Below are 17,108 nucleotides of genomic sequence, written 5' to 3'. Positions count from 1 at the left end.
CGTCTTAGGTGCGCAGCCAGACGGCGGTGTCCGGCGGCAGGTGGGCGCCGTCCAGCGGGCCGCTGGCGAGCAGGACGGTGCCCGCCGGCAGGCCCACCGGGGCGGTGGACAGGTTGAGGACGCAGGCGAGGGCCCCGCGCCCGCCGCGCGTGAACGCGAGCACGTCGGGGTCGGCGCCGGGCAGCCAGGCGAACGGACCGTCGCCCAGCTCCGGCTGCGACCGGCGGCAGGCCAGCGCCCGCCGGTACAGCTCCAGCATCGAGTCGGGGTCGCCGGTCTGCGCCTCGACGGTGCGGTCCCGCCACGCGGCGGGCTGCGGCAGCCACGGATCCCGGCCGGCGCCGGGCGGGCTGAAGCCGAACGGCGGCGCACCACCGGACCAGGGCAGCGGCACCCGGCAGCCGTCGCGGCCCAGGTTCGCGCCGTTGGTGCGGACGAACATCGGGTCCTGGCGCAGCGCGTCCGGGATGTCCTCGACCTCCTCCAGGCCCAGTTCCTCACCCTGGTACAGGTAGACGGAGCCGGGCAGGGCGAGAGTGAGCAGCAGGGCGGCGCGGGCCCGGCGCAGTCCGAGCGCCCGGTCGGTGGGAACCCCCAACTGCCGGTGCTCCAGCGTGAACGTGGTGTCCTCGCGGCCGTACCGGGTCACGTGCCGGGGCACGTCGTGATTGGACAGTACCCAGGTGGCCGGCGCGTCGACCGGCGCGTGCACCGCGAGCGTGGCGTCGACGACCGCGCGCAGCGCCTTCGCCCGCCAGGCGCACCCGAGGAAACCGAAGTTGAACGCGGTGTGCAGTTCGTCCGGGCGCAGGTACGCGGCGAAGCGCTCGGGGTCCGGCAGCCACAGCTCACCGATCAGCGCCCGCGGCTCCGGGTAGCCGTCGACGATCGCCCGCCACGCCCGGTAGACGTCGTGCACCTCGTCCCGGTCCATGTACGGGTGCGGCACCGGCGGTTCCGCGTGGTCGAAGTCGCCCAGCTCACCGTCCTTCATGAGCAGCGCGGCCGAGTCGATCCGAATGCCGTCCGCACCCCGGTCCAGCCAGAACCGCAGCACGTCCTCGAACTCCTCGCGGACCTTCGGGTGCTCCCAGTTCAGGTCCGGCTGCCCCGGGTCGAACAGGTGCAGGTACCACTGGCCGTCCCGGACCCGGGTCCACGCCGGGCCGCCGAAGATGGACTGCCAGTCGTTCGGCGGAAGCTCGCCGGCCTCGCCCCGCCCGTCCCGGAACCAGAACAGGTCCCGGGCCGTGGAGCCGGGCCCGCTGTGCACGGCCTCGGAGAACCATGGGTGCTCCGACGAGCAGTGGTTCGGCACCACGTCCACGACGACCCGGATGCCCAGCGCGTGCGCCTGCCGGATCAGCTCCTCCGCCTCCACGAGGGTGCCGAAGACGGGGTCGATGGCCCGGTAGTCGGCCACGTCGTAGCCGGCGTCCGCCTGCGGCGAGGCGTACCACGGGCTGAACCAGATCGCGTCGACCCCCAGCGCCGCCAGGTGGCCCAGGCGCGCCCGGACGCCCGCCAGGTCCCCGATGCCGTCGCCGTTGCCGTCGGCGAAGCTGCGCGGGTAGATCTGGTAGATGACGGCCGAGCGCCACCAGGCGGTCGCGTTGACACCCAAAACAGGTCCCCTACTCCTTCAGACCCCCGGCCGTGAGGCCGGAGACGATGCTCTTCTGGAAGATCAGGAAGAACACCACGGTGGGAACCGCGGCGATGACCGCCGCGGCGACGACGATGTTCATCGGGGTGCCGCCCGAGAACGCGTAGATGCCGACGCTGACCGTGCGCGTCTCCGGCGACGGCATGACCAGCTTCGGCCAGAGGAAGTCCTTCCACACCGCGGTCACCGCGAAGATCGACACCACGCCCAGGATCGGCCGGGAGATCGGCAGCACGATCGACCACAGCGTGCGCAACGGGGTGGCGCCGTCCATCACGGCGGCCGACATCAGGTCCTCGGGGATCGAGTCGAAGAACCGCTTGAGCAGGAAGATGTTGAACGCGTTCGCCACCGCCGGCAGCCAGATCGCGAACGGGGAGTCCAGCAGGCTGAGGTGCACCAGCGGCAGGTCGATGACGGTCACGTACTGCGGGATGATGAGCACCATCGCCGGGATCATCAGCGTGGCGAGCATCAGGCCGAGGATCGCGTTGCCGAACCGTGGGCGCAGCTTGGACAGCGCGTACGCCGCCGCGGTGTCCAGTACGAGCTGGAACAGCAGCGCGCCCAGCGCGTAGTAGAACGTGTTGAACAGCAGCTTCGCCAGGTTCAGCCGGCTCCACGCGTCGGCGTAGTTCTGCGGCTGCGGGTCCGTCGGGAACAGCGTCGGCGGGGTCTGTGCGATCTCGGTGCCGGACTTGAGCGCGCCGGTCACCATCCAGTACAGCGGGCCGATGAAGATCAGCGTGAAGCCCACCAGCACGCCGGCCAGCAGCAGCCCGTAGACGAGCCGGCCGCGGCCGCGGCGTAGTTGGGACTCGGCGATGAGGGTGCGGGTCATCAGTCCTGCCTCGCTGACAGGCGCACGTAGACCGCGGAGAACCCGGCCAGCACGATCAGCATGATCACGCCGAGCGCGGCGGCGCCGTTCAGGTCGTTCTGGAAGAAACCGTGCTGGTAGATCAGGTACGCCACCGAGGTGGCCGAGTCCTGCGTGCCGGCGCCGTTGGCCAGGATCAGCGGCTCGATGAACAGCTGCATGGTCGCGACGATCTGGAGCATCGCCATCAGCGAGAGGATCAGCCGGGTCTGCGGGATCGTCACGGTGACGATCCGCCGCCAGATCCCGGCACCGTCCAGTTCGGCCGCCTCGTACAGCTCGCCCGGGATGTTCTGCAAGGCCGCCAGGTAGATCAGCACCGCGCCGCCCATGTTCATCCAGGTGGACGCGATCACCATGGCCGGCATCGTCGCCGTGCTGGACTGCATCCACTGCGACGTCGGCAGGTGCAGCAGCTTCAGGACCGCGTTGAACAGGCCCGCGTCGCTCGGGTCGTACGCGTAGTACTTGAACAGGAACAGCGCCGACGCCGGCGGCAGCATCACCGGCAGGTACACCAGCGCCCGCAGGTACCCCTTCGCGTGGCGCAGCTCGTTGAGCAGGATCGCCACGAAGAACGGCACCGCGTACCCGAGGATCAGCGCCAGCACCGTGAAGTGCAGGGTGTTCTTCCACGCCGTCCAGAAGCTCGGGTCGTGCACGATCCGGCTGTAGTTGTCCCAGCCGACCCAGGTCGTCACGCCCCGCCGGGTGCGCTGGAAGCTCATCACGACGCCGCGCACCATCGGGTACCAGGAGAAGAGCGCGAAGCAGAAGACGGCGCCGGCCAGGAACGCGTACCCGGTGAGGTCGTTGCGCCCGCGCCTGCGCCGGGCAGAGATCGGCGGCCGGGCGCTCTGGACGTCCGGGCGCGGGGCGGTGATGGTCGCCAATGCTGCTCCTGTCGGAGGTGGGTGCGGGGGCCGCGGCGCGGGGGTGTGCGGGGGCCGTGGCGCGGCCCCCGCACCGGGGATCACCTGGTGGCGAGCAGCCCGTTGACCTTGTCCTCGGCGGTCTTCAGCAGCGCGTCGACGTTCGCGTTCGGGTCCGTCAACACCGCCGACATCGCCGAGTCGAGCACCGCGTAGATCGCCTGCGCGTTCGGCGGCTCGAACCTGACCGGCACCGGGTTGTTCTCGAACGCCGCGAAGTCCTCCACGTTCACGTTCGCGTTCGCCTTCCGCAGATCCAGATCCTGCCGGTAGGCGTCGCTGCCGACCGTGAACAACTGCGGCTGCGGCAGCCCCACCGGCTGGTTCTCCGGCTTGGCCCGCACGTAGTCGAACTGGCCCTTGCCCGGCGTCAGCTTCTCGTACGCCAGCCACATCAGGCCCGCCCTGACCTGCTCCGGCGACAGGCCCTTCTTGACGAAGTACCCCTCACCGCCGCCCAGCGTCGCCTTCGCCGGGCCGTCCTGGCCCGGCATCGGCCCCATCGCCCAGTCCTGGTACTTGCCCTGGAACTGGGTCACGATCGCGGTCGTCGCGTCCGGCGCGCCGATGAACATGCCCACCTTGCCGGCCGCGGCGTTGGTGAGCAGGTCCGGCCACTGGAGCAGTTGCTTGGCGCCCATGCTGTCGTCGCCGTACCGCATGTCCTTCAGGTTTTGCAGGACCTGCCTGCCCATCGGGTTGTTGAAGTCGGCCTTCTTGCCGTCCTCGCTCACCAGCCGGCCGCCCTGCGAGTACAGCTCCGCGGTGAAGTGCCAGCCGCCGGTGTTCGCCGCGCTGTAGTCCGAGTACCCGGCGATGCCGTTGCCCAGGGCCGCGATCCGCTTGGCGGCCGTGCGCACCTCGGCCCACGTCTTCGGCGGGTTCTTCGGGTCCAGACCGGCCTGCTGGAACAGGTTCTTGTTGTAGACCAGCCCCATCGAGTAGTTCTTCGTGGGTACGCCGTAGACCTTGCCGCCGTCGCTGAACGCCGCCTTGGCGCCGGCGTCGAGGCTGTCCCAGGTCGGGATGGTGTCCTTGGTGACGTACTCGGTGATCTCCATCGCCTGGCCCGAGTCCAGCACCTGATCCAGGTCGGTCATGTACCCGTAGAACACGTCGGTGACCGTCCCGCCCTGGAGCCGGGCCGTGAAGTCCGGCGGGTTGTTGCACTGCTCGCCCACCGACACGCTCTTGATCGTGATGTTCGGGTGCAGCTTCTGGAACTCCGCGACGTCGGCGTTCCAGTCCCGCAGCAACTCCTGCTGCGCCCCGACCGGCTGGCAGTCGACGGTGATGGTCACCTTGCCGGACGCGTCCGAGCTGTTGTCGCTCTTCGTGGAGCACGCCGCGAGGCTGAGCCCCAGGCCGGCCACGAGCGCTAACGCCGCGACCCTCCGGTTCTGCGGTGCGGACATCTGACTATCCCTTCAGGGGGTGTGACCAGACTCTCAGCGGTGCCGTGTTTCGTACCGATGACGATACGAAGTCGAATCCGAGAGCGCAAGAAGTCAACTAGATAGCGAAAGGACACGACTTCGCATCGCTCGCGGCGCCGCGGCCCCGTCGCGCATCGTGGAGTTGTCGGCGCGAGTAACGGCGCTTAAGCGCACGAAACCCCCACCGCAACTCCAAGATCGCTCGGAGCCGGGGTGGGGGTGACGCGGAACGGGTTACCGGCGGGGCGCGGGGCCGGTGGAGCCGCGGACGACGAGTTCGGGCTCGAAGAGCAGCTCGTCGGTCGCGACGCCAACGCCCTCCATCTGGTGCACCAGCAGATCCACGGCCGCCTGCCCCATCGCCTCGATCGGCTGGCGGACGGTGGTCAGCGGCGGATCGGTGCAGTTCATGAACGCCGAGTCGTCGAAGCCGATCACGGACACGTCCTCGGGCACCCGCCGACCGAGCCGCCGGACCGCCCGGATCGCGCCCAGCGCCAGCACGTCGCTGGCGCAGATGATGCCGGTCGCGCCCGCCTCGACCAGTTTCGCCGTCGCCGCCCGGCCACCCTCCATCGAGAAGCTGGACCTTTGCACGGCCGTCTCGGGCGCCTTCGCGCCCCGCTGGCAGGCCAGCGCCGCATCCAGTTTGCGCTGCGACGGTACGTGGTCCGCCGGGCCGAGCAGCATGCCCACGTGCTCGTGGCCGAGGCTGCGCAGGTGCCCGTACGCCTGCTCGACGGCGACCGCGTCGTCGGTGGAGACGCTGGCGAACCCGAGGTCGCCCACGCCCGCGTTCACCAGCACGACGGGCAGCCCCCGGTCGGTCAGCCGCCGGTAGTGGTCGTGCCGCGCGTCCGCGAGCGCGTACGAGCCCCCGGCGAAGATCACTCCGGAGACCCGGTGGTCGAGCAGCATGTCGACGTAGTCCGCCTCGGAGACGCCGCCGAGGGTGCGGGCGCACAGCGCGGGCGTGAAGCCGCGCTGCGCCAGCGAGCCGGTCACCACCTCGGCCAGCGCCGGGAAGATCGGGTTCTGTAGCTCGGGGAGCACCAGCCCCACCAGCCGCGCCCGCTCGCCACGCAGCTTGGTGGGGCGCTCGTAGCCGAGCACGTCCAGCGCGGTCAGCACGGCCGTGCGGGTCGCCTCGGACACGCCCTCGCGCCCGTTCAGCACCCGGCTGACGGTCGCCTCGCTGACGCCGGCTTTCTTCGCCACGTCAGTCAATCGTCGAGTCACGGCGGGAGTTTACGCCAGGAGGACCAGAAGCCGTCTCTTTCTTGCAGTGAACAGTACGAAACCGGACAGGTGGTTCGATGGTGCGATGTCCGAGGATTCGCTCTCGCGGGTGCGGGCCATCTGCACCGCGCTCCCGGAGGTAACCGAGCGCCCGAGCCACGGGGCACCGACCTGGTTCGTCCGCGACAAGAGCACGTTCGTCCGGTTCTGGACGGACGGGCACCACCAGCACGACTTCCCACACCTGTGGTGCGCCGCGCCGCCGGGCGCCCAGGAGGCGCTGGTCGCGGCGGAGCCCGAGCGATTCTTCCGCCCGCCCTACGTCGGCGGACGCGGCTGGATCGCCGTGCGCATCGACGAGCACACCGACTGGACCGAGATCGCCGAACTCTGCGCCGACGCGTACCGGGTGGTCGCGCCGAAGCGGCTGGTCCGGCAACTCGACACCGGCCCCTAACCCGTCTCCCCCCGGCGGTGCGCCCGCCCGGCGGCCGTCCCCTTACCGGGCCGGCACCCGCTGTCCGTGGCGGCGCCCGCGGTGGCCGCGGGTGGGAGATCTTGGTACCGATCTGGCCAGAAAGCGGCGTGTCTTACCAAGATCTCGCCCGGGCACGGGCGGGCGCCGACCGACCCACACCGCAACGCCGGCCCGGGAGCGACGGGCGCCACTCCCGGGCCGGCGTCTTACCCGGCAAGCCAACCGTCCGACACGCGCGCCGCCCGGCACCGGCGGTCTACCGGGCGTCTACCGGCCACTCAGGCCGAAGAAGTGAACCGCGTACTGTGCCCACTCGGGGACGTTGAAGCCGAGGTCGTGCGGTTGGCCCTCGATGCTGTAGGCGTCCACCTCGACCTGACCCCAGCCCCTGCTGTACGCGCTGTGCGTCCAGGACGGCCGCGGGTGGTCGGTGACGGACTTGCGCGTATGCAGCACGTTGGTCCACTGCTTGACCGCCTCGCCGAAGTTCGGGTAGGCCAGCACGGTGTCCGCGGTCCCGTGCCACAACTGCATGCGCGGGCGCGGCCCCCGGTAGCCCGGGAAGGCGTTGCGCACCAGGTCGCCCCACTCCTGCGGGGACTTGCTGATCTGGCCCTGCGCGCAGGCGCTGTTCCACATCGAACCGTCGGTGGTGGCGAAGCAGCCGAACGGCACGCCGGACATCGCCGAGCCGGCCTGGAACACGTCCGGGTAGGCGCCGAGCAGAACGTTGGTCATCATCGCGCCGGACGACAGGCCGGTGACGAAGACCTGGTTCGGGTTCGCGTGCCGGTGCCGCAGCACGTAGCGGACCATCGACACCAGGCCCACCGGGTCGCTGTCACCGTCGTGGCGCAGCGCACCGGGCGACGACACGTCGTAGCAGTGCCCCTCGCGCGGTGCCGACGGGTACATCACGATGAAGCCGTACCGGTCGGCCAGCGAGGCGAACTGGGTGGCACGGAACATGTCCGGCCCCGAACCGGTGCAGTAGTGGATCGCCAGCACCACGGCCGGCCGGGGCCGGACCCGCTCCGGCACGTACAGGTACATCTCCAGGCCGGTCGGGTTCGGCCCGAAGTTGGCCACCTGGGTGAGCGTCGCGGTGGGCGCCGGCAGGTTCGCGATGGGTACGAAGGTCTTGGGATGGGCACTCGCGGGCACCGCGGCCAACAGGGTGGCCGAGACCGCCGCGGCGAAGGCGGTTACCGCGGCGAGCAGTGTTCTGGCGCGGCGCATCCGAGGACTCCTTCGGCGCGGTCCAGTCGGAAAGTTTCGATTTGTGAATCGAGACGTTTCAGAAACGTACGCTAGTCGATGGACCCGGTCAACCACCCCGCGACGGTCGGGCGCGGCGGCGGAAATGTCGGTGGGTGTTGGCAGACTCGGCGGCGTCCCGTGACGGCGGGGCGACCTGGGGAGGTTGACATGCGGTACAGCGACGAGTTGGCGGTGTCCGGGCGCCTGTTCCGGATCGAGATCACCTCGGCGGGCCCGAGCGGCATCGGCGGTCGCGGCCCGGATGCGTACGAGATGACCGTCCGCGCGGACGACGACGGTGCCGGCCCGGTGGAGGTGCACGCCTCGATGCCCGCGGGCGACCTGGCGGTGGTCGGGGAGGTGGTCCGGCACAGCCTCTCCGGCCTGGCCCGGCTCGCCGGCTCCGGCGGCGGCGTGGCGGGCGGCGGCGAGAACTTCAAGGTGCGGATCGCGGCGGCCCGCCAGCGCCACCCCAAGGCGTGGACCGCGTGGACACCGGAGGAGGACGAGCGCCTGCTCGCCGGCTACCGCTCGGGGTCCGACGTCAAGCAGCTCGCCGACGAGCTGGGCCGCGGGCCGCGCGCCATCGTGTCCCGCCTGGTCAAGCACGGTGTGGGCGCACAGCCGCCGGCGCCCGACACGGGGGAGGGTGCCGGCTGACCGATCCGGGCCGGCCGCTCCAGATCGGCGGCCGGCCCGGGTCCGAGGTGCGCCCGCGCGAGCCAGGGTGCTTCCCCGCCGCCGTTTCATCCGCGGCCACCGGCCGCTGGAACCGGTGGCCCGGCGGCTACCCTGCGGCGCCAGTTCCCTAGCGTCGACCATTTTCCGCGAGATTTCACCCGACCCGTGCCCGTTGCCACACGTGATCGGGGAGACCTTGCCGGGTCAGCCAGATCTTCAGCTCGGTGACGTCGCCGTCGTTGAGCAGGGCCGGATCAACCGTGGTACGCAACTGGTGGGCGACGTCGGAGTCGAGCAGGAGCCGCAGGCTCCGCAGGGCGGGGCCAGCACTGTTGGGTACCCCGGTCACATCGTCGTACCCGGATGGGGATGCCTTGATGTCGAAGCCGACCCAGTCCACCAGACCCTGGTCGAGGATCTGTCCGAACCGGCGTGGGTAGCTGCCGGCGGTGTGCAGGCCCACCGCGTAGCCGAGGGTCCGCACCTCCCGCATCGCCTCGGCAAGACGCGGCTGCAGCAGCGGCTCGCCGCCGGAGAAGACGACAGCGTCCAACAGACCTTGGCGACGGGCAAGGTGGGTCGTCACCGACTCCCATGGCACGGCGGGTTCGGCGCGCGGGTCGAGCAGTTCCGGGTTGTGGCAGTACCCGCACCGCCAGGGGCAGCCCTGGCAGAAGACGGTGGCGACGAGGCGGCCCGGCCAGTCGCAGGTGGACAGCCGGGACCAGCCACCGATATTGATCATGCGGGAACGGTCACCTTCTCCCGGAAGTGCACGCGCTCGGCATGCTCGCCCCGCTTACCAAGGTTGAAGGACGAAACGGGGCGGTGGTATCCCATGACGCGGGTCCACACCTCGCACTCGCCACCGCAGGTCGGGCAGGCGGCGTGTTCGCCAGCCAGGTAGCCATGGTCGGGGCAGATCGAGAAGGTTGGGGTCACCGTCAGGTACGGCAGCGCGAACCGCTCCAGCGAGCGGCGTACCAGGGTGCGGCAAGCGGCGGCGGTGGAGATCCGCTCGGACATGTACAGGTGCAGCACCGTGCCGCCGGTGTACCTGGTTTGTAGGTCGTCCTGCCGTTCCAGCGCCTCGAACGGGTCGTCGGTCCAGCCCACCGGCAGTTGCGAGGAGTTGGTGTAGTACGGGTTCTGGTCCGTGCCCGCATGCAGGATCCCGGGGAACCGGCGTCGGTCCTCCTTCGCGAAGCGGTAGGTGGCACCCTCGGCCGGGGTCGCCTCCAGGTTGTAGAGGTGACCGGTCTGCTCCTGGAACTCGACCATCCGCTCGCGTACGTGGTCGAGAAGCCGAACGGCGAGCGCGTGTCCCTGCGGGGCGGTGATGTCGTACGCGTCGAACGTGAAGTTGCGGATCATCTCGTTGATGCCGTTCACCCCGATGGTCGAGAAGTGATTGCGCAGGGTGCCCAGGCAACGCTTGGTATAGGGGAAGAGCCCCTCGTCGATCAGGTCCTGGACCGTGACCCGCTTGATCTCCAGGCTGTCGCGGGCCAGCCCCAGCAGCCGATCGAGATCCTCGAACAGCCCCTTCTCGTCGCCCGCGTGCCGGTGTCCAAGGCGGGCGCAGTTGACGGTGACCACGCCGAGGGAGCCGGTCTGCTCCGCGCTGCCGAACAGACCGTTGCCGCGCTTGAGCAACTCGGTCAGGTCCAACTGCAAGCGGCAGCACATCGAACGGATCATGTCGGGGCTGAGATCGGAGTTGATGAAGTTCTGGAAGTACGGGAGTCCGTACTTCGCGGTCATGGCGAACAGCCGCTCGGCGTTCTCACTCTCCCAGGGAAAGTCCTTGGTGATGTTGTAGGTGGGGATCGGGAACGTGAAGACCCGGCCGGTGGCGTCGCCCGTTCCCATGACCTCGATGTACGCGCGGTTGATGAGGTCCATCTCGGCCCGCAGATCCCCGTAGGTGAAGTCCATCTCCACGCCGCCAATCTCCGGCACCTGATCGCGCAGATCCTCGGGACAGGTCCAGTCGAACGTGAGGTTGGTGAACGGCGTCTGGGTGCCCCAGCGGGACGGCACGTTGAGGTTGTGCACCAACTCCTGCATGCACTGATGCACCTCGTCGTACGCCATGGAGTCCTTGCGCACGAACGGAGCCATGTAGGTGTCGAACGAGCTGAACGCCTGGGCGCCCGCCCACTCGTTCTGCAGCGTGCCGAGAAAGTTGACGATCTGACCGACCGCCGAGGAGAAGTGCTTCGGCGGGGCCGAGTCGGTCTTACCGGGCACCCCGTTGAACCCCTCGCTCAGCAGCGTACGCAGGGACCAGCCGGCGCAGTAGCCCGAGAGCATGTCCAGGTCGTGGATGTGAACGTCGCCTTCGCGGTGGGCGCGACCGACCGCGTCGGGATACACCTGGTCGAGCCAGTAGTTGGCGGCGACCTTGCCAGCCGTGTGCAGGATTAGTCCCCCGAGCGAGTAGCCCTGGTTCGCGTTGGCGGCAACCCGCCAGTCGCTGCGATCCAGGTATTCGGTCACCGAGTCCACCGCGTTGATCTGCGTCACGTCAGCCCTCCCATGAGGCAGTACGAGAAGAGCGCATCCCGCGGGATGCGCGGGATGCGCCGGCAGGTGTGCGGCCCCGGACCGCCGCGCGGCCGGACCGACCACCGGGACACTACACCTAGTGGTGCATGTGGAGCACCAACACAATATGTTGAGTGACCTTCGGTCCGTAGAGCAGGACTTAGGTCCCGCGACCCGCTTCGATTTCGCCACAGAGGACCCCGCAGCGGCCGTCTTCGCGCACCGGCAGGTGAGCCCGGACAGCGAGCTGAAGGGGCGCGGGTGGCCGCAGGGTGGGTGGCACCAGGCGCCTATTCGGAGGCGCGGGTAGTTCGGCCCCGAGTTGCGCCGCGGGCCGGCTCGACCGGGAGCCAGATGGGTGGCATAGTGTCGTGCATAATCACAGAGTGCGGCGTGGAAGGTTCACTTTGCAGCCCAACCCTGACCAGATCGCGGCCCGGCGCCGGCTCGGCGCCGAGCTGCGTAGGCTGCGCGAGGAAGCGCTGCGCAGCGGTCAGGATCTAGCTGGCGCGCTGGGGTGGTCGCAGTCGAAGGTCAGCCGGATCGAGCATGCCCGCACGCTACCGACAGTTAGTGACGCCCGCGCTCTGTTAAGCGAGTTGCGGGTCTCCCCGCGGGAGCGCGATCGCCTGCTGCGGCTTGCGGAGGAGGCCGCCGGTGAGCCCGGCACGTGGCGCAACTCCACCGGTGCGGGCCTAACTCGACGGCAGCAGGACTTCATTGCGCTGGAGCGGTCCGCCACCACGATCCACCACTATCAGCCGCTCCTCATTCCGGGCTATCTCCAGACCGAGGAGTACGCCCGCCGTGTGCTGGAGATGGCCGGCTCCAGCAGCGTTGACCGCGGTGTCGAGATGCGGCTCGCCCGCCGAGAGACGCTAACCCGCACAGGCGCACCCGCATACCGCATCGTGTTGCTGGAGACGGCGCTGCACTGGCGCCCAGGTCCCGTCTCGTTGATGGCGGACCAACTGACGCTCGTCGCCGAACTGGCCGGCAGCCCCAATGTCGGGCTGCGGATCCTCAAGCTCGATCACGAGCAGGTCACCTATCTCCAGCACCCCTGCATGGTGTTCGACTTCGGTGCCACCGCTTCGCGCGAGGCGCTGGTCGAAACACTGACGCAAGACGTGCGGGTCACCGACCCGGCCGGGGTCACCCAGCTCAGCAAGTACATTGAGCACCTCTGGTCCTCGTCCCTCTCGTCACGACAGTCGCTAGCCCTCATCCGAGCGACCGCGAAGTCATATAAGGACGGTCGTGCCTAGCCTTCGAGGAGGTCAGCACATGGAACAAGCCCTCGACTTCACTGGTGCACGGTGGTTCAAGAGTTCGTCGTCCGGCGACGGTGGGTGCGTCGAGGTGGCGATGGCGCCCACGGCTGTCGGAATCAGGGACAGCAAGACCGCGAACAGTCCGGTGCTCGTGGTGTCACGGGAGTCATGGGTCCGGTTCGTCGCAGGAGTAAAGGCCGACGAGTTCGGCGTCTAACAGTCCGGGAAAGGTAGTCGACGGTGGCGGGCTCAGGGTCGGACAGGGCCCGGCGCCGTGGGCGCGCCGGCTTCGGCTACCTCTGGACCGCGTCTGCCGTGTCCAGCCTGGGCGACGGCGCCTACCTGGTCGCCGCGCCCTTGCTGGCCGCCGTGCTCACCAAGAATCCGATGGGCGTGGCCGTCGTGAGCGCTGCGGCGGCCGCGCCCTGGTTCCTGATCGGGTTCTGGTCCGGCGCGGTCGTGGATCGCGTCTCACGACGCCTCGTCATGGTCACGGCAGATGTGGTTCGGGCTATCGGCCTGGTGCTGCTTGCGCTTCTCGTGGCAACGGCAAACGCGAGCATCACCGCCTTGGCCATCACATCGTTCCTCGTGGTCGCCGGCAAGACCTTCCATGATGCTGCCGGCCAGGCACTCGTGCCGCATGTCGTCGGACGCTCGGAGGATGAGCTGACCCGCGCCAACGGCCGGCTTTTCGCAGGCGAAACAGTCAGTCAGACCATCGCCGGGCCGCCCTTGGGTGGCGCAGCCTTCGGCCTCGCACCGTGGCTGCCGTTCGCACTCGATGCGGCCTCCTTCGCCGGCTCGGCGGCACTGCTACGGGGCGTGCCCGCGCCCCCGAAGCCGAACCGCCCGGACGGCCAGAGCGTTGCCGCCGCAGTACGCGAGGGCTTTCGGTACCTGTTTCGCAGTAGAGACCTGGTCGCCCTGGCGCTCAGTTTGGCCGCGTTCAACATCGCCTTCAACCTCGCCTCAGCCACCTTCGTTCTGTTCGCGAAGGAAACGTTGGGCGTCACCGACCTCGGGTACGGGCTCATCGTGACGGCCCAGGCCGTGGGCGCCGCCGTCGCCGGCTGGTTCGCCAGACCGGTCGTTCGCTGGCTGACCACCAAGGGCGCCGTAGCGGCCGCGCTCGTCGTCCAGGCGCTCGGCTGGCTGGCCGTTGCCGTTGGCTCATCAGCCTGGATCGGCGGCGGCGCCTTCATGATCCTCGGCATGAGCACGACCCTTGTCACGGTGGCTGCCGTCTCCGCCCGCCAGAGGATCGTGCCCGATCATCTGCTGGGCCGCGTCGTCTCGGCGTTCCGACTGATCGGCAACGGGGCAGCCCCGGTCGGCGCGACTCTCGGTGGCGTAGTCGCTGGCCTTGCCGGGCTACGCGCGCCCCTCGTTCTGGCTCCGATCGTCCTCGCCCTGTCGTTGGCGCTGCTCGCGGGACCCCTGCTGCGTCGCTCTCGCGATCTTCAAGCCTGACGCGTGGCGCCACTCCTCATCGGAGGATTCACCTTGCTTCACGCATAGTCACGTCGTTATTATCGTGCATATGCACGGGGATTGATTGAAGGGATGACGCGGATGGCTCTGAGCGGCGGGACGAGGGTTCTCGGCCGGGTGCGAGGACGTGTTTCCGGCCGGCTGTTGCCCCGGCGCAGGAGTCACTGAGCGAGGCGGAGGAGCAATGGGCGCCGAAGACGATGGCCGGGCCGCGATCGAGGAGGAGGGCCAACTGATGCACGGGGTGAAACGTCGACCTGCTGATGGGCGAGGCAACGCGCGTGGAGGTCATGTCGCTGCTGGGACGGCCGGACACCGTGGTGGTCCGTATCGGGGAGTTCGGTCAGAAGGTGGCGGTGTTCGTTCGCCTGGCGGATGTCGACCGGCTGGAGGTCGCGCTGAGCGAAGCGCGGGAGCTATTGGAGGCACGAGCCGCTGCCGCGCCGGTACTGGCGGCTTGAGTGTGGATGGCGAGTTGGTCTGTAACGCTCGATGTTTCGCTGATCGCCGCGCCTGAATGTCACCGGGCCGCAGCGGTCGCGGGGGCGGCGGGTGCCGGCGTCGGGGCGGGGCGCCCGGGAAGAAAGACCGACAGGAGCAGGGCCAGCCCGGTGAAGCCGACGGCCCACCAGAATGCCTTGTCGAACGAGTGGGTGGCGGCGAGGATGACGGCCAGGATGGCCGTACCGAAGGAGCCGCCCACCTGCTGGGCGATGCGCGTGAGGATGCTCGCGTGCGGGACCTCCGAGCGCTCCAGCCCGAGGAACGCGACCGCCATGACCGGCACCGTCACCACGCTCAGGCCGAACCCGCGGACCAGCAACGCGGTCAGCAGCCACACTTCGCTGGTGTGCGGGCCGGCCAGCGCGAACGGTACCGTGGCCAGCCCGACAAGAAGGAAACCGGCCGTCACCACCGGACGAGCGCCCAGGGAGTCCGTCAGCCGCCCGGTCAGGCCCCGGCTCAGCAGCGACCCGATGCCTTGCGGTACGAGCAGCAGCCCGGCGGTCAGCACGCTGGCCCCGCGCGACTCCTGGAAGTACAGCGGCAGTAGCAGCATCGCGCCGTAGAGGGATGCGCCAGACAGGAACAGCATGGCCGAGGACGAGGCGATCGGCCGATGGCGCAGCAGCCGTACGTCGACCAGCGCGCCGCCCCTCGCCCGGATCGCCCGCCCCGCGAACGCCGCGGTGAGCACGACGCCGGCGATCAGCGGTACGAGCGTGTCGGCGCGGCCGAACCCGCCGTGCCGGCCGACGTTGGACAGGCCGTACAGCAGACCTACCGTGCCCGGGCCGAGCAGGGCGAGGCCGGGGAGGTCGAGGCGGACGCGGTCGGTCGGCGGGTCGTCGGGCAGCAGCCGCAGCGCGAGGACGATGCCGACGACGCAGAACGGCACGTTGACCCAGAACAGCCAGCGCCAGTCGAGCCAGTGCAGGATCACGCCGCCGAGGACCGGTCCGAGGATGGGTCCGAGCACGGCGGGGAGGCCGATCACGGCCATCGTGCGGCCCAGGTTGCGGCCGCGAGCCGCCTGCATGACCAGCGTCGACATCAGCGGCAGCATGAGGCCGCCGCCGACGCCCTGCACGACCCGGAACGCGATGAGACTGTGCGCGTTCCAGGCCAGGCTGCACAGCACCGACCCGACCAGGAAGACGGCCAGCGCGATCACCCACAGCCGCTTGCCGCCGACCCGGGCCTGGGCCCACGCCCCGAGCGGGATGACGACGCCGAGCGAGAGCAGGTAGCCGGTGCTGACCCACTGGATCGTGACCAGCGATGAGTGCAGCGCCTGGACCAGCGTCGGCAGGGCGATGCTGGTGATCGTGGTGTCGAAGATGACGGCCAGCGCGCCGACGATCAACGCGATGGCCGTACGGAGAACGTCGCGGTCGATCATGCCGACCCCCAGACGATAAGATGCAAGCGCGTATCTCTCCGTGCCGAAGGTACGCCTCCGCGATAAGATGCACAAGTGACTCTTATGCGACGCCGCGGCCAGGAACTCGAGGACGCTCTGCTCGAGGCGGCCTATGCCGAGCTGACCGAGGGCGGGCTGGCCGCGTTCACGCTGGACAGGGTGGCCACCCGGGCACAGACCAGCCGCCCGGTGCTGTACCGGCGCTGGCCGAACCGCGAGGAACTCGTCATCGCCGCGATCCGCCATCACGACGACCGCAACCGCCCGCCGATTCCGGACACCGGCTCACTGCGCGGCGACCTGATCGCCCTCCTGAAGGGGGCCAACCGGCACCGGATGCAGTTGATCACACCGGTACTTGCCCAGCTCAGCGGCTATTTTCTCGAGACCGGGCGCACGCCGGCCGAGCTGAGACGCGAGCTGATCGGCGAGCGCGTCACCTCGGACCTGACGATCATCCGGCGCGCCATCGACCGCGGCGAAATCGACCCCGCCCGGATCACACCCCGGGTCGCCGCACTGCCCTTCGACCTGTTCCGGCACGAACTCCTGATGACCCAGGCCGCGGTGCCGGACGAGGTCATCGAGGAAATCGTCGACCACATCGCCCTGCCGATCATGACGGGAACGATCCCACCCCCGCGATAGCCGGGACAACGGGTCAGAACGGGTGGAACTGCTCGAACGGCGGCTCGACCAGGGAGTCGGGAAGCCGGATGGCGCGGCAGCGGGGCACCGTTTCGGCTGTGGGGTCGCCGCCAATGTTCCGTAGCGTTCCGCCGGCGAAGGCGTCGGGAATAGCCGTCCAGCCCAGGTTCTGCTCGTAGTACCGCACTGCGGTGCGCACCGAGGGTGTCCAGTCGTCATCCATCACGATCAGCCCGCCCGGTCGGACGATCTTACGCAGATAGTAGAGGTCCACGAAGACCTCGTGGAAACGGTGACTACCGTCCACAAACGCCGCGTCGGCGCGGAAACCTTCGGTGACAAGTTCCGGGAGCGCGATGGACGACCACGCGCGCACGAGCCGGGCGATCGAGTCCAGTCCCGCGACGCACAGTAGATCCCAGCCGACATCGGCATACTCGCGGTCCTGGAAGGGGTCGATGACGACGTGCCGAGGGTGCGGCGGGTTGAGGGTCACCAGCGCCTCCCCGACCGCGAGTGCGGAGCTGGCGTATGCAAGTCCGACCTCGACAACCGTCTCGACTCCCTCGGAGATCAACAGGTCTCGAAGCAGGTCGCAGTCCCGCTCCGGCATCGTGACCGTTTCGAAGTCCCGCTCGTGAGGTCG

17 protein-coding genes are annotated in these 17,108 nt (G+C 69.3%); 7 read left to right on the top strand and 10 right to left on the bottom strand.

Annotated elements, in window-relative coordinates:
• Positions 1-4 precede the first annotated feature (4 nt).
• The 5 genes from KJS59_RS12080 to KJS59_RS12060 all read right to left on the bottom strand — a co-directional run bounded on the left by KJS59_RS12080 (position 5) and on the right by KJS59_RS12060 (position 6,153).
• Positions 5-1,624, bottom strand: coding sequence for a glycoside hydrolase family 13 protein (locus tag KJS59_RS12080; RefSeq protein ID WP_249714062.1), 1,620 nt, complete (start codon positions 1,622-1,624; stop codon positions 5-7).
• Between the two features lie 10 nt (positions 1,625-1,634).
• Positions 1,635-2,507: a carbohydrate ABC transporter permease gene (locus KJS59_RS12075; protein ID WP_213452941.1), complete on the bottom strand. Its 873-nt coding sequence runs from the start codon at positions 2,505-2,507 to the stop codon at positions 1,635-1,637.
• The gene (locus KJS59_RS12070; protein ID WP_213452940.1) at positions 2,507-3,439 is read right to left on the bottom strand and encodes a carbohydrate ABC transporter permease; all 933 of its coding nucleotides are present in this window, start codon (positions 3,437-3,439) and stop codon (positions 2,507-2,509) included. Before KJS59_RS12070 ends, KJS59_RS12075 begins: the two co-directional genes overlap by 1 nt.
• A gap of 80 nt (positions 3,440-3,519) precedes the next feature.
• Positions 3,520-4,893: an ABC transporter substrate-binding protein gene (locus KJS59_RS12065; protein WP_213452939.1), complete on the bottom strand. Its 1,374-nt coding sequence runs from the start codon at positions 4,891-4,893 to the stop codon at positions 3,520-3,522.
• 255 nt (positions 4,894-5,148) lie between these two features.
• Complete coding sequence (locus KJS59_RS12060) at positions 5,149-6,153, bottom strand: LacI family DNA-binding transcriptional regulator (protein WP_213452938.1); 1,005 nt, start codon at positions 6,151-6,153, stop codon at positions 5,149-5,151.
• A gap of 85 nt (positions 6,154-6,238) precedes the next feature.
• Between KJS59_RS12060 and KJS59_RS12055 the strand changes: the two genes are divergently transcribed.
• Positions 6,239-6,610: an MmcQ/YjbR family DNA-binding protein gene (locus KJS59_RS12055; RefSeq protein ID WP_213452937.1), complete on the top strand. Its 372-nt coding sequence runs from the start codon at positions 6,239-6,241 to the stop codon at positions 6,608-6,610.
• A gap of 288 nt (positions 6,611-6,898) precedes the next feature.
• On the opposite strand, the gene KJS59_RS12050 is transcribed toward KJS59_RS12055, so the two are convergent.
• Positions 6,899-7,870 (bottom strand): extracellular catalytic domain type 1 short-chain-length polyhydroxyalkanoate depolymerase, encoded by a 972-nt coding sequence (locus tag KJS59_RS12050; protein ID WP_213452936.1) that lies wholly within the window; start codon positions 7,868-7,870, stop codon positions 6,899-6,901.
• Between the two features lie 189 nt (positions 7,871-8,059).
• Between KJS59_RS12050 and KJS59_RS12045 the strand changes: the two genes are divergently transcribed.
• Positions 8,060-8,551 (top strand): SANT/Myb domain-containing protein, encoded by a 492-nt coding sequence (locus KJS59_RS12045; protein ID WP_213452935.1) that lies wholly within the window; start codon positions 8,060-8,062, stop codon positions 8,549-8,551.
• Positions 8,552-8,726: 175 nt separating this feature from the next.
• Here KJS59_RS12045 and KJS59_RS12040 read toward each other — a convergent pair whose 3' ends face one another.
• Both KJS59_RS12040 and KJS59_RS12035 read right to left on the bottom strand, forming a co-directional pair.
• Positions 8,727-9,317, bottom strand: coding sequence for an anaerobic ribonucleoside-triphosphate reductase activating protein (locus KJS59_RS12040; protein WP_213452934.1), 591 nt, complete (start codon positions 9,315-9,317; stop codon positions 8,727-8,729).
• Positions 9,314-11,101: a ribonucleoside triphosphate reductase gene (locus KJS59_RS12035; protein ID WP_249714061.1), complete on the bottom strand. Its 1,788-nt coding sequence runs from the start codon at positions 11,099-11,101 to the stop codon at positions 9,314-9,316. The genes KJS59_RS12040 and KJS59_RS12035 overlap by 4 nt, the downstream gene beginning before the upstream one ends.
• A gap of 407 nt (positions 11,102-11,508) precedes the next feature.
• Here KJS59_RS12035 and KJS59_RS12030 point away from each other — a divergent pair, with 407 nt between their 5' ends.
• The 4 genes from KJS59_RS12030 (at position 11,509) to KJS59_RS12015 (ending at position 14,351) form a co-directional block, all read left to right on the top strand.
• Positions 11,509-12,390, top strand: a complete 882-nt coding sequence (locus KJS59_RS12030; RefSeq protein WP_213452932.1) for a helix-turn-helix domain-containing protein — start codon at positions 11,509-11,511, stop codon at positions 12,388-12,390.
• 19 nt (positions 12,391-12,409) lie between these two features.
• Positions 12,410-12,613: a DUF397 domain-containing protein gene (locus tag KJS59_RS12025; protein ID WP_213452931.1), complete on the top strand. Its 204-nt coding sequence runs from the start codon at positions 12,410-12,412 to the stop codon at positions 12,611-12,613.
• A gap of 23 nt (positions 12,614-12,636) precedes the next feature.
• Positions 12,637-13,869, top strand: coding sequence for an MFS transporter (locus KJS59_RS12020; RefSeq protein WP_283775771.1), 1,233 nt, complete (start codon positions 12,637-12,639; stop codon positions 13,867-13,869).
• 284 nt (positions 13,870-14,153) lie between these two features.
• Positions 14,154-14,351: a hypothetical protein gene (locus tag KJS59_RS12015; protein WP_213452929.1), complete on the top strand. Its 198-nt coding sequence runs from the start codon at positions 14,154-14,156 to the stop codon at positions 14,349-14,351.
• 59 nt (positions 14,352-14,410) lie between these two features.
• Here KJS59_RS12015 and KJS59_RS12010 read toward each other — a convergent pair whose 3' ends face one another.
• A complete protein-coding gene (locus KJS59_RS12010; protein ID WP_213452928.1) occupies positions 14,411-15,793 on the bottom strand; it encodes an MDR family MFS transporter in 1,383 nt (460 codons plus the stop codon).
• Between the two features lie 84 nt (positions 15,794-15,877).
• On the opposite strand from KJS59_RS12010, the gene KJS59_RS12005 reads away from it, so the two are divergent.
• Positions 15,878-16,462 (top strand): TetR/AcrR family transcriptional regulator, encoded by a 585-nt coding sequence (locus KJS59_RS12005; RefSeq protein ID WP_213453035.1) that lies wholly within the window; start codon positions 15,878-15,880, stop codon positions 16,460-16,462.
• Between the two features lie 13 nt (positions 16,463-16,475).
• Here the strand turns inward: KJS59_RS12005 and KJS59_RS12000 are convergent, their stop codons facing one another.
• A complete protein-coding gene (locus KJS59_RS12000; RefSeq protein WP_213452927.1) occupies positions 16,476-17,075 on the bottom strand; it encodes a class I SAM-dependent methyltransferase in 600 nt (199 codons plus the stop codon).
• Positions 17,076-17,108: the final 33 nt, after the last annotated feature.

It is taken from the genome of Rhizomonospora bruguierae, from assembly GCF_018397995.1.
Classification (GTDB): domain Bacteria; phylum Actinomycetota; class Actinomycetes; order Mycobacteriales; family Micromonosporaceae; genus Rhizomonospora; species Rhizomonospora bruguierae.
The sequence above is the reverse complement of the archived record's forward strand: the minus strand, read 5'-3'. Positions and strand labels throughout refer to the sequence as shown.